Annotated in this window: 12 protein-coding genes; all 12 read left to right on the forward strand. The window is 48.2% G+C overall.

The genetic code is table 11. The annotated features are described in order from the left end of the window. The first annotated feature begins 160 nt into the window (after positions 1 to 160). The 12 genes from AB1552_09515 (at position 161) to cobA (ending at position 12154) form a co-directional block, all read left to right on the forward strand. Positions 161 to 319: a hypothetical protein gene (locus AB1552_09515; protein ID MEW6054007.1), complete on the forward strand. Its 159-nt coding sequence runs from the start codon at positions 161 to 163 to the stop codon at positions 317 to 319. 192 nt (positions 320 to 511) lie between these two features. Next, positions 512 to 1582, forward strand: coding sequence for a prephenate dehydratase (gene pheA / locus AB1552_09520; protein ID MEW6054008.1), 1071 nt, complete (start codon positions 512 to 514; stop codon positions 1580 to 1582). Further along, positions 1582 to 2676, forward strand: coding sequence for a histidinol-phosphate transaminase (hisC, locus tag AB1552_09525; GenBank protein MEW6054009.1), 1095 nt, complete (start codon positions 1582 to 1584; stop codon positions 2674 to 2676). The genes pheA and hisC overlap by 1 nt, the downstream gene beginning before the upstream one ends. 59 nt (positions 2677 to 2735) lie before the next feature. Beyond that, entirely contained in the window at positions 2736 to 3761 is a 1026-nt protein-coding gene (gene aroF, locus AB1552_09530) for a 3-deoxy-7-phosphoheptulonate synthase (protein MEW6054010.1), read from the forward strand. Next, positions 3761 to 4642 (forward strand): prephenate dehydrogenase/arogenate dehydrogenase family protein, encoded by an 882-nt coding sequence (locus tag AB1552_09535; GenBank protein ID MEW6054011.1) that lies wholly within the window; start codon positions 3761 to 3763, stop codon positions 4640 to 4642. The genes aroF and AB1552_09535 overlap by 1 nt, the downstream gene beginning before the upstream one ends. Next, positions 4629 to 5918, forward strand: a complete 1290-nt coding sequence (aroA, locus tag AB1552_09540) for a 3-phosphoshikimate 1-carboxyvinyltransferase (protein MEW6054012.1) — start codon at positions 4629 to 4631, stop codon at positions 5916 to 5918. Before AB1552_09535 ends, aroA begins: the two co-directional genes overlap by 14 nt. Beyond that, entirely contained in the window at positions 5915 to 6577 is a 663-nt protein-coding gene (gene cmk, locus AB1552_09545) for a (d)CMP kinase (GenBank protein ID MEW6054013.1), read from the forward strand. The genes aroA and cmk overlap by 4 nt, the downstream gene beginning before the upstream one ends. A gap of 1 nt (position 6578) precedes the next feature. Continuing rightward, positions 6579 to 7415 (forward strand): 4-hydroxy-3-methylbut-2-enyl diphosphate reductase, encoded by an 837-nt coding sequence (gene ispH / locus AB1552_09550; GenBank protein ID MEW6054014.1) that lies wholly within the window; start codon positions 6579 to 6581, stop codon positions 7413 to 7415. A gap of 7 nt (positions 7416 to 7422) precedes the next feature. Beyond that, positions 7423 to 9009 carry a 30S ribosomal protein S1 gene (locus AB1552_09555; GenBank protein MEW6054015.1) on the forward strand — a complete coding sequence of 529 codons (1587 nt, stop codon included), beginning with the start codon at positions 7423 to 7425 and terminating at the stop codon, positions 9007 to 9009. Continuing rightward, positions 9006 to 9854, forward strand: coding sequence for a signal peptide peptidase SppA (gene sppA, locus AB1552_09560; protein ID MEW6054016.1), 849 nt, complete (start codon positions 9006 to 9008; stop codon positions 9852 to 9854). Before AB1552_09555 ends, sppA begins: the two co-directional genes overlap by 4 nt. Positions 9855 to 9869: 15 nt before the next feature. Then, entirely contained in the window at positions 9870 to 10151 is a 282-nt protein-coding gene (locus tag AB1552_09565; protein MEW6054017.1) for an HU family DNA-binding protein, read from the forward strand. 452 nt (positions 10152 to 10603) lie between these two features. After that, complete coding sequence (gene cobA, locus AB1552_09570) at positions 10604 to 12154, forward strand: uroporphyrinogen-III C-methyltransferase (protein ID MEW6054018.1); 1551 nt, start codon at positions 10604 to 10606, stop codon at positions 12152 to 12154. Positions 12155 to 12171: the final 17 nt, after the last annotated feature.

Below are 12171 nucleotides of genomic sequence, written 5' to 3' on the forward strand. Positions count from 1 at the left end.
AGCTCACAGCTGACTACACACCTCCACAATATTCTATAATGAAATACACATTGAGGCAAACGGCCGGCATTTGGCAGGCACATGATGCGGGCACTCATAAAGATGAAAAAACAGAAGGAATATCTGCACGCAGGAAATTTCACTTCAAAGGAGTATTAAAATGTCTGAGCATGAACGTCCGGACGTGCATGCGGTCCTGGACAACCTGAAACGGCAGATGCCGCTCCGGAAAAAGCTTGCGCTGGTAGTAAAGAATTTTTTCAGAAAGATCATCAGGCTGCAGAGCTGCTGCGGACATCCCGGAGAGCCCGGCTGCTGAAAAAAATAGCATCAGCACCGGTCCGGCGCTGCACGAGCAATATCCGGCACTTTCGGCGCGGTTGCCGGGACTTGCTCGAAACAATTGAAAAAATAAGCAAAAATGAGTAATATTAATCTCTGAATAAAAATGCGGCAACTTGCGCGTGATTGCTTCTCAGAGATTCACAGGTAACTATTTCCGAGGGGAAACATGAAAGAACTGGAGAAACTACGAAAAGAAATCGACCGGATCGACACCAATGTTTTACGTCTTCTGAACGAAAGATCAAATATTGTCCTTAATATCGCACACATTAAACGGAACAGACATGCAAAATTTTATTCCCCTGAACGTGAGAGACAAATATTGGAACGTCTTGCCACCCTCAATAAGGGGCCGTTTCCGAGTGAAGCCCTGAAGGTGATATACCGTGAAATCCTCTCAGCCTCTCTGTCCCTCGAAGAGCCTTTAAAGGTGGCATGTCTGGGACCGCTTGCGACCTTTACGCATCTCGCAGCCCTGCGTCATTTCGGGGCGTCTGCCTCATTTGTGCCGGTCGCAAGTATCAAGGATGTGTTTGATGCAGTCGCAACCGATAAAGCGGATTTCGGGGTTGTGCCTATCGAGAACTCCAATGAGGGCGTTATCAGCTATACGCTTGATCTGTTTTATGACTATGATCTGAAAGTTTCAGCAGAGGTCATGCTCAGGATTAACCATAACCTCCTTTCCAAAAGCGGTTTGAGGAACAGGATCAGGAAGATCTATTCCTTTACCCCGGCAACGACACAATGCAGAAAGTGGCTTGCGGCCAATATGCCAGGCGTACCTATAATTGAGGCTACAAGCACTGCGAATGCAGCAGACCTCGCATCAAGGGATGAAAAAGCGGCGGCTATCGCGAGCGAACTTGCCTCCGAGATATACAGCCTTCAGTTTGTGGAGAGAAGTATCGAAGACAATAAGGATAATTATACAAGGTTCCTGGTGATCTCGAAGGATTTCCCGAAGAAATCCGGGAAAGACAAAACCTCGATCATGTTCTCTGTGAAAAATAAACCGGGTGCGCTCTACGATATCCTAGAACCATTCAAGAAGGCAAAAATCAATCTGACCAAAATTGAATCGAGACCCTCCAGGAGAAAGGCATGGGAATACATTTTTTTTGCGGACATGGAGGGACATATTGAGGACAGCAAACTGAACAAAGCGATCGAAATGGTAAGAGACAATTGCCTTTATCTCAAGATCCTCGGATCATATCCTCACGGAGGTTTTTAATGATTAAGCCACCCTCGTATATTGCAGAGATAAAACCCTATGTTCCCGGAAAACCGGTCGAAGAACTGGAACGTGAACTGGGAATCAGTGATTCCGTTAAGCTTGCATCCAATGAGAACCCCCTGGGTCCGTCACCCATGGCATTGGCAGCGATACAGGACGATCTGGCACATACGCAACATTCAAACAGCATAAACAGGTATCCGGATGGAAGCGGATATTATCTTAAGAAAGCATTAGCGGCAAAGCTGTCTGTTGATGAAGATGAGATTATTCTGGGGAACGGCTCAAATGAGCTGATCGATATCGCCGCAAGGACGTTTCTGAAGCCCGGAGATGAGGCTGTCATGGCCCATCCATCCTTTGTTGTCTATCCGATGTCAACACAGGCAATAGGCGCAAAATCTGTCCAGGTACCCCTGATAAATTTCACCCATGACCTGGCTGCCATGGGGGATGCGATTACCCCTCGGACAAAAATGCTGTTCATCGCGAATCCGAATAACCCGACCGGGACGATCAACACACAGGCAGAATTTGACCGTCTGATGAAGCGGGTGCCTGACGGGATACTGGTTGTGGTGGATGAAGCGTACTATGAATATGTCGCTGACCGTGATTACGCTGACAGCATGAAGCATTTCAGAGACGGCAGAGATATGCTGATACTCAGGACTTTTTCAAAGATGTATGGGCTCGCAGGTCTCAGGATAGGGTATGGGATAGCAAGAAAGGATATTATCACCGAAATCAACAAGCTCAGGCCGCCTTTCAATACAAGCTCTCTTGCACAGAAGGCGGCGCTGGCGGCGCTGAAAGATGACGATCATGTCAATGCCACAAGGGAAATAAACGAGCAGGGCAAGAAATACCTTTACAGGGAGCTTGATTTGCTCGGAATGAAGTATGTTTCTACGGAAGCAAATTTTATATTTATGCCTCTGGAACAGGATGCGACTGTTCTGAATGATAAATTATTGCGATTGGGCGTCATTATCAGGCCGATGGGGCCGCAGGCGATAAGGGTAACAATTGGGATGCCTGAAGAAAACAGAAGATTTGTTGAGGCGTTAAGGGAAGTCATCAGTCAATAGTCATTTTATTGGAGTGCCCACTTCGTGAATGACTGCGAACTCATGATATGGAGGAATAAATGGACATTATTGTCTTAAATCCGGGCGCAACAGAAAAAGAACTCAAACATATCGTAAAAAAGCTTGAAAGCCGGGGCCTTCAGACGAACATATCAAAAGGTACCGAGCGGACCATCATCGGGGTCATAGGGGATACCTCCAAGATAACCGAGGAGGAAGAGAATGCCATAAGGGTGATGGCCGGGGTAGAGGATGTAATGAGAATCCTGAAGCCCTACAAGCTTGCAAGCAGGGATTTCAGGCCGAAGGATACAGTAATAAATGTGAGGGGACACAGCATCGGGGGAAAGAAAATACAGGTGATTGCAGGCCCCTGCGCGGTCGAGAACAAAACGATACTTATGAGCATTGCGGAGAAGGTAAGCGATGCAGGGGCATCATTTATCCGGGGTGGAGCATTCAAACCGCGTACCTCCCCGTATTCTTTCCAGGGCCTCGGTGAAGAAGGATTGAAGTATCTCGCAGATGTGAGAAAAAAATGGGGCCTTCCTGTCGTGACGGAATTGATGGACCCCCGGGATATGGAGGTCATCGCAAAATATGCTGACATTATACAGATAGGGGCAAGGAACATGCAGAATTTCAGACTGCTCCTTGAGGCGGGCACTTCCAAGAAACCTGTTTTGCTCAAGAGGGGTCTGTCGGCAACGATCAAGGAATGGCTTATGGCAGCAGAATATATCATGTCAAAGGGGAACCATCAGGTAATCCTCTGCGAAAGGGGAATAAGGACATTCGAAACCGCGACCAGGAATACGCTTGATCTGAGCGCCGTGCCTGTTCTGAAAAAACTCACGCATCTTCCCATAGTTGTTGATCCGAGCCATGGTGTGGGAAGATGGGATCTTGTTCCTCCTATGGCAAAGGCTGCGGTGGCAGCAGGGGCTGACGGACTCATCATCGAGGTGCATACGAATCCTGAAGAGGCCCTTTCTGATGGTGAACAGTCCCTGAAACCAGGTGATTTCAAGAGGCTGATGAAAGATCTGAAGGCGATAGCCAATGCTGTCGGAAGAGAGATTTGATGGCGGACAGAGACAGAACAAGTCCTCTCTTTTTCGACAAGGTCGCCATACTCGGCATTGGTCTGATCGGTGCGTCTTTTGCCCTTGCCCTGAAAAAGACAGGACTCTGCAACAAAGTTGCCGGATATGGAAGAACAGAGGAGAATCTCAGAAGGGCAGAAGAAAAAGGCATGATCGATGTTTTTGCCTGTGACCCGGAGAAGGTATGTGAGGGCGCAGACCTGATAGTGTTCGCTACCCCTGTAGGTATTTTCAAGGATGTTGCGCAGAAGATACGTGATTCTTTCAAGAAAAATGCCATAGTCACAGATGTCGGCAGTGTGAAAGGGAAACTTGTGTATGACATGGAGGAGTTGATGCCGGAGGGGGTTTTCTTCGTCGGCGGACATCCGATAGCCGGGAGTGAGCGTTCAGGGATTGATACCGCATCAGCAGAGATATTCAGAGGTGCAAGGTGTATCCTTACGCCAACAGCGCATACTGACAAGAACGCCTTTGATAAGGTCGCTGCGCTCTGGGAAGCTTTCGGCTCTCTGGTAACCGTTATCACTCCTGATACACATGACAGGATTTATGCAGCAGTCAGTCATCTTCCGCATCTCATTGCGTACGAACTCGTCAATACCGTGGCAGACATAGACAGTTCTTTCCTTGCATTTTCAGGACAGGGGTTCAAGGATTCCACACGGATCGCCTCCAGTCATCCTGAACTGTGGCGCGACATCTGTTCCCTGAACAGGGAAAATCTCCTGGAATATGTCGGGATGTTCAGACGCAACCTGGACAGGCTAAGTCAGTATCTCAGGGATTACGATTTTGAGTCCCTTGAAAAGGATTTCAAAAAGGCCCGGACACTGAGGGAAGGTATTGGACAGAATTGAGATTCATACCGCAAAGAGGTTCAAAGGTGAATTTTCTCCGCCGCCTGACAAGTCCATATCCCACAGGGCGGTAATCTTTTCTTCCCTCTCAAAGGGGAAGAGCGTCATAAAGAACTTCCTTAAAGCAGAGGATCCCTTCAGTACGGTCAATTCATTCAGGGCTCTGGGTATCGATATCGATACGACAGGGGATGACCTGATTGTCAACGGCAACGGAATCCACGGACTGAAAGAGCCCCATGGCGTTATCGATTGCGGAAATTCCGGCACGACGATACGGCTGCTGTCCGGGGTTCTCTCGGGCAACCCTTTTTTTTCGGTTCTGACCGGAGATGCATCGCTGAGGACCCGTCCCATGGCCCGGGTAATTGCCCCGTTACGCCAGATGGGAGCTGAAATATTGGCGCGGGCCGGAGACAAATATCCGCCTGTGGCGATTAAGGGGAAGAAACTGAAGCCCATTACCTATCAGATGCCCGTTGCCAGTGCGCAGGTGAAGTCTGCGATACTTCTGGCCGGCCTGTATGCAGACGGAGAAACCGGAATTGAGGAACCTGCGAAATCGAGAGATCATACGGAAAGAATGCTGCCTGCCTTCGGTGCAGAAATACTCATCGACGGCCTTCAGGTGCGTATCAGGGGAGGAACAGAACTCATGCCTGCCGAAGTATATGTACCGGGAGACTTCTCGTCGGCTGCGTTTTTTCTTGTCGGGGCGCTGCTTGTTAAGGAATCTGATATAGCCATAACTGACGTATGCGTCAATCCCACGAGGACCGGATTACTCGGAATACTGAAGGAAATGGGAGCAGAACTCGGGATATCCAGTGAAAGGGTTATATCCGGAGAACCGGTTGCAGATATCCACTGCAGGGGTAGTGCGGAATTGAAGGCAGTAACAATCACAAAGAAACAGATTCCGGCGCTTATCGATGAATTTCCCATACTCTGCGTAGCTGCTACTCAGGCCACGGGTACAACAGTTATCCGGGGCGCAGAGGAACTCCGTGTGAAGGAGTCTGACAGGATAAGGAGCATGGCGACCGAACTGAGGAAGATGGGTGCAGAAATAGAAGAATATGAAGACGGGTTGAGTATCGGAGGAAGATGCAGCCTGCGGGGGGCTGATATTGAAAGTTACGGAGACCACAGGATTGCGATGGCTATGACCATGGCCGGGCTTATTGCAGATGGCATAACAACGATACACGGCATATCGTCAGTGAATATTTCGTTTCCCGGATTTTTCCAGATAATCCGGAGGCTTACTCTGTGAAGCGGGTTGTCGCAATAGACGGTCCATCCGGATCAGGCAAGACTACCATTGCAAAACTTATCGCAGAAGAACTCGGATTTCATTACCTTGACACGGGTGCGCTCTACCGGGCGATTGCCCTGGCATTCAGAGACAGCATGGTCGAACCTGACGATCCGGATGATGCGCTGCAGGAAGTCCTTGGCAGAACCATGGTAACGTTTAGCAATGGGAGGGTTTTCCTGAACGGAAATGATGTCTCGGACAGCATCAGATCGAAAGAGATCGATCATTATTCTTCGGTGTTTTCAGGGAGGAAAATCGTGAGGGATTTCCTTTTCCACATCCAGAGGGATGCTGCGCTCCGGCATGACCTTGTTGTTGAAGGGAGAGACACTACCACAGTCATATTCCCGGATGCGCAAAAAAAAATTTTTCTGGATGCGTCTGTCGAGGAAAGGGCAGAAAGACGCTATCTCCAGTATAAAGAGAAGAATAGCGACTTAAGCATGGAAGAAGCAAAAATGCAAATCATCGAAAGGGACAGGAGGGATGAGAGCCGGGACCTGGCCCCCCTGCAAAGGGCGGGGGACGCCCTGCTGGTAGATTCATCGGGTATTTCTGTGGAACAGGTGAAGGATACAATACTCGACTTTGTCAGAGAAGGGCATAAATCCTGATATGAAAGTACTTGTTGCAAAGACGGCCGGCTTTTGTTTTGGTGTGAAAAGGGCAATTGATATTGCCTTCAGGCTTGCGAGGGAAAAACGGAAGGGGGTGTATACCCTCGGCCCGATAATTCATAACCCGCAGGTTGTGGAACAGTTGCGGAGCGAGGGAATTATCCCGATTAGCAGTATCAGAGCCAAAAAAAATATACAGGCATTGATTATCAGAACACACGGGGTCCCGCTTGAACTGTCAGAGATGATAGCTTCCAGAGGGGTTGAGATGATCGATGCGACATGTCCATTTGTAAAAAAGGCACAGTATTATGCTAAACTCCTTAATGAAGAAGGCTACCAGGTGGTTATTCTGGGAGAGAAAAACCATCCGGAAGTAATAAGCCTTATGAGCTATGCAAAGGGCGATACCCTTGTTGTTGACAGCAAATCGCCGTTGCCAAAACTGAAAAATAAGGTAGGGATAGTAGTTCAGACAACTCAGCCTCTTGAAGCATTAAAGAGAGTTCTGTCCGTTGCCATTGAACATGCAAAAGAGGTTAAAGTATATAATACAATATGTAATTCTACAGCCCTGAGGTTGAAGGAAACAGAAAGCATGGCCAGCAAGGTTGATGTGATGTTTGTGGTTGGCGGCAAAAACAGTGCAAATACAACTCAGCTGACAAAACTCTGTGAATCTCTTTCAGTCCCGACGTATCATATCGAAACCTCATCCGAAATACAGACAGAGTACCTGAGGAATGCAAAAAAAGTCGGAATCACAGCCGGGGCATCAACCCCAAGGTGGATTATAAAAGAGGTGGAAAAAAGAATTAGGGATATAGGAGGGTAACGGTTTCGTGGAACTTAGAAACGAGGAAATGGAAAAGCTTTATGCTGAGACCTTTCACAGCATCGAGGAAGGGACGATCTTAAAAGGAAAAATACTGGCATTGAGGCAGGACGGGGTTATTGTTGATATCGGGTATAAATCAGAGGGGTTTATTCCGATTGAGGAATTTTCCCAGGAAGATATCGAGACTCTGGAAACAGGGAAAAGCATTGATGTGTATGTCGAAAAACTTGAAGATGCCGAGGGGATGATACGACTGTCCAAGGAGCGCGCAACAAAAATAAAGGTATGGGAAAACCTCGAAAATGCCCTCCGCGAAGGTGCCCCTGTTGAAGGAAAAATAACTGGAAAAACGAAAGGTGGATTTACCGTCAATATCTCCGGAGTAAACGCATTTCTTCCCGGTTCCCAGGTCGATGTGAAGCCTGTGAAGGACATTGACAATCTGATCGGAAAGAAAACAGTATTCAAGGTGCTGAAGCTGAACAACAAGCTTTCGAATGTGATTGTGTCACGGAGAACGATTCTCGAAGAAGAAATACAGAAGAAAAAGGTAAAGACCCTTGAAAGGCTCAAGGAAGGGCAGCTCATGCACGGCACCGTAAAAAATATCACCGATTACGGGGTGTTTGTCGACCTTGGAGGAATCGACGGCCTTCTGCATATATCCGATATCTCATGGGGCAGGATAAACCATCCGTCCGAGTTTTTTACAGTCGGAGAGGATATCGAGGTTCTTGTCCTGAAATACGATGAGGAACATGAAAAGGTCACCCTGGGATACAAGCAGAAAAAGCCCGACCCGTGGTCTGTTGTTGATGAAAAATATCCGGTTGGCAAACGGGTGAATGGCAGGGTAGTAAGCATCACCGATTACGGCGCGTTTGTTGAGCTCGAGGAGGGCCTTGAAGGACTTGTGCACATATCCGAAATCGACTGGCTTTCACGGCCAAAGCATCCTTCAAAATACCTGTCAGTCGGCGAGACTGTCGAGGCCATTGTGCTCAAGGTCGATAAGGATGAGAGGCGCCTTTCTCTCAGCATCAAGCAGATAAAACCGAGCCCGTGGGAAATAGTCGCACAACGTTACATCACAGGGCAGAAGATCGCCGGGAAAGTGAAAACGATCACTGATTTCGGGGTGTTTGTGGGCCTTCCCGAGGGTGTCGATGGCCTTATTCACATCTCCGACCTGTCATGGACTAAACATATTAAGCATCCCTCTGAAGTGCTCAGAAAGGGACAAAAAGTCGAGGCGGTTATCCTGAGTCTGGAGCCTGAATCGGAGAAAATGGCGCTCGGCCTGAAACAGACGGAAGCCGACCCGTGGGTATATGACATCCCCGAGAGATTCAAGCTCGGCGCCGAGATGAAAGGCAAAGTGCTGACAATTACCGATTTCGGGATCTTTGTTGAACTTGAGAGCGGTGTTGAAGGCCTGATTTACTCTTCCGAGATAATCAGGCCTGCATCCGGAAAGATCGAGGAGAGCATAAAAACGAACGATGATATCCTTGTGAGGATAATAAAAATAGATTGCGAAGAGAGAAAAATCGGATTGAGCATGAAACATATTAAAAGAGCTGAAGAGTGAAAAAAGTCCTTCTGGTCTTTCTTATCTTATTCATCGTAATGATTTTTATCAGCCTGCTGTTTGTTATGCTGCAGAAGAATCTGCCTATCGGCGAGCGGATAGCGGTCATTCGCGTTGAGGGCCCCATCCTCGATTCCAAGAATACGATCGAAGAGTTGAAAGAGTATGTGAAAGATCCTTCGGTAAAAGCGGTTGTGCTGCGTATTGACAGCCCCGGAGGCGCGGTAGCGCCTTCGCAGGAGATATATGAAGAGGTGAGAAAGGCGGTTGTGAAAAAGAAGGTGGTAGTATCCATGGGATCTATCGCTGCTTCGGGAGGCTATTATATCGCATCGCCTGCAACAAGAATTCTCGCGAATCCCGGCACACTTACGGGGTCTATCGGCGTCATCATGGAAATACCCAATTTTCAGGGGCTTATGAATAAACTCGGCATCAAGACAGAGGTAGTGAAAAGCGGCCGGCACAAGGATATCGCATCAGCGTTTCGCGGGATAGGAAAAGAAGAAAGAGCGATTCTTCAGGGAGTGATGGATAATGTGCACGATCAGTTTATTGTCGCGGTTGCGGAAGGAAGGAAGATGCTCCGTGAAGATGTCAAAAAGATTGCTGACGGACGTATCTATACCGGTGAGCAGGCTCTGGCAGCAGGACTGGTTGACGAACTGGGAAACCTTGAGGATGCGGTAAAAGCTGCGGCAAAGCTTTCCGGCATTAAGGGAGAACCTGTTGTCGTCACGAAAAAAGAAAAATTGTCTCTCATAAATCTGTTGCGGGAAACAGTGCCTGAAGAATTGGCGGATATCTTTCCGTCTGTGAAAATTAAATATTTATTCACACCTTAATGATTAGGAGGGAATATGACTAAGTCCGTACTCATCGAAAAGGTTTCAGAAAGAATCGGCAGTTTGACAAGAAAACAGACGGAGATTGTTGTCGATACCGTGTTTGACAGCATAAAGGATGCATTGATCAGAGGCGAAAAAATTGAAATAAGAGGATTTGGTAACTTCAAGCCGAAGAGCAGAAAGCCCAGAAGGGCCAGAAATCCGAAAACCGGAGAGAAGGTTGATGTCCCCGAGAAAAGGGTTCTGCATTTCAAGGTCGGCAAGGCCCTCAGAGAAGCAATGAATCCAAAATAGACGCAGGGAACAGGCGCATTACCATTTTATTGTTCCGTCAGACAGCAAAGGAATCCCCTTTCTCCTCAGAGCGGCCATAATATGGCAGCAACTATTCTGTGCCTTAAGCGTAAGATACGTGAAATCCCCCCGGAATGTGACTCCGCGGAAGATTCTGTCAGTCTGAGTGTCCGTTGATTTTATGGAATAAAACCAGCAGGGACCAGCAACATGAATATCAGCTGAAAACCGGCTCCTGTTTCATGTCCTGTCCATATCTAGCCCTTATTAGTCATGAATTTTTCTGATTCTGCTGAGGACAGAGTATTTTTTCTCATTGCAAATACTCTGTCCTCAGCCGCTATTGCCATTTTTATGAATAATATGGCTAAAGACTTATCAATTGTGCGGGTGAGGCATATGTGGCGGTATGGTATGATAATATGTTACATGTCCAATCAGGAGGAAACAGTGTGAAAGGAAAAGTATTTTTAGTCGGTGCAGGACCCGGTGATATCGGACTTCTGACGGTGAAAGGCCTGCGGTGTCTCAAGAAGGCCGATGTTGTGGTGTACGATTTCCACCTGAATGCGCAGGTTCTGAATTACATCAATCATAATGCAGAATTCATATATGCGGGGAAACGCGGCGGGCATCATACCATGACACAGGAAGCAATCAACGATATCCTTGTCAGTAAGGCAAAGGAAGGGAAGGTTATCTGCAGGCTGAAGGGCGGAGACCCCTTCGTGTTCGGACGCGGAGGTGAAGAGGCTGAAGAGCTGGCAAAGGAGGGAATCGATTTCGAGATTGTCCCGGGCGTAAGTTCATCTGTTGCTGCACCTGCATATGCGGGAATTCCGTTAACCCACAGGCTTTTCTCTTCATCCTTTGCGGTCATTCCCGGGTACGAAGACGTAACAAAAAAAGAGAGTGCCATAGACTGGGGAAAGCTTGCAACGGGCGTCGGCACGCTTGTCTTTCTCATGGCGGTGAAAAACATTGACCTTATCGCTCAGAAATTGACTGAGAACGGGCGCTCGCCGGATACCCCGGTCGCGGTAATCAGATGGGGCACGAGGCCTGACCAAACAACGGTTACCGGGACGCTGCATAACATATCGGAGATCATTAAGGCAAAGGAGATAAAACCTCCTGCAGTAATGGTTGTCGGTGATGTGGTAAAGCTCAGAAAGACACTGCAGTGGTATGAAAAAAAACCGATGTTCGGCCACAGGATACTGGTGACGAGGGAGCACGCCGAAGGATTTGAACGTCTTGAAGAACTCGGCGCCGAAATTCTCGAATTCCCCACCATAGAGATTGTGCCCCCGGAAAGATACGACGAACTTGATGCTGCTATCGACAGGATCCCCGCATATGACTGGCTGGTATTTACGAGCAGGAATGGTGTCAAATTCTTTTTCAGGAGGTATTTCGAGAGAGACAGGGATATCAGAGACCTCCATGGAGTCAGGATATGTGCCATCGGGACAAAGACTGCTGAGGAAGTCAGAAAATACGGCATCAGGCTGGACCTGATCCCACACGAATACCGCGCAGAAGGTCTTATAGACGCATTCCTGGAAGAGAAGGGCGCAAAGAACCAGAGCAGGGGACAACTTCTGCAAGATATGCGGTTTCTTCTCCCCCGCGCAGAGAAAGCGAGGGAAATATTTCCGGATAAAGTGAGGGAACTGGGCGGAACAATCGATGTGCCTGCAGCGTACAGAACCGTTAAACCCGAAGCTCACGGGAAAAGGCTGAGGAGATTTTTGCGTGAAGGAAGAATTTCGGTTGCCACATTCACGAGTGCAGCAACGTTTGACAACTTCAGGGAAATCATGGGGAAAGACGCTGAAGAGCTGCTGAAGGGGGTGGCTATCGCGGTCATTGGTCCGGTTACCGCGGGTGCTGTTGAGAAAGCCGGACTCCGGGTCCACATCATGCCGGAAGAGGCAACCATAGAGGCTATGGTGGAAAAGATCATTCAATGGACAGAAAAGACGGTAACCCCCAAATGATGCACGCCGGACAAAGG

The organism is Nitrospirota bacterium (assembly GCA_040754395.1).
In the GTDB taxonomy this organism is placed as follows: domain Bacteria; phylum Nitrospirota; class Thermodesulfovibrionia; order Thermodesulfovibrionales; family SM23-35; genus JBFMCL01.

Excerpts from the sequence above, each read along its gene's own strand:
- ispH (MEW6054014.1), top strand. The coding sequence starts at position 6,579 with ATGAAAGTACTTGTTGCAAAGACGGCCGGCTTTTGTTTTGGTGTGAAA.
- aroF (MEW6054010.1), top strand. The coding sequence starts at position 2,736 with ATGGACATTATTGTCTTAAATCCGGGCGCAACAGAAAAAGAACTCAAA.
- pheA (MEW6054008.1), top strand. The coding sequence starts at position 512 with ATGAAAGAACTGGAGAAACTACGAAAAGAAATCGACCGGATCGACACC.
- AB1552_09535 (MEW6054011.1), top strand. The coding sequence starts at position 3,761 with ATGGCGGACAGAGACAGAACAAGTCCTCTCTTTTTCGACAAGGTCGCC.
- AB1552_09515 (MEW6054007.1), top strand. The coding sequence starts at position 161 with ATGTCTGAGCATGAACGTCCGGACGTGCATGCGGTCCTGGACAACCTG.
- hisC (MEW6054009.1), top strand. The coding sequence starts at position 1,582 with ATGATTAAGCCACCCTCGTATATTGCAGAGATAAAACCCTATGTTCCC.
- AB1552_09565 (MEW6054017.1), top strand. The coding sequence starts at position 9,870 with ATGACTAAGTCCGTACTCATCGAAAAGGTTTCAGAAAGAATCGGCAGT.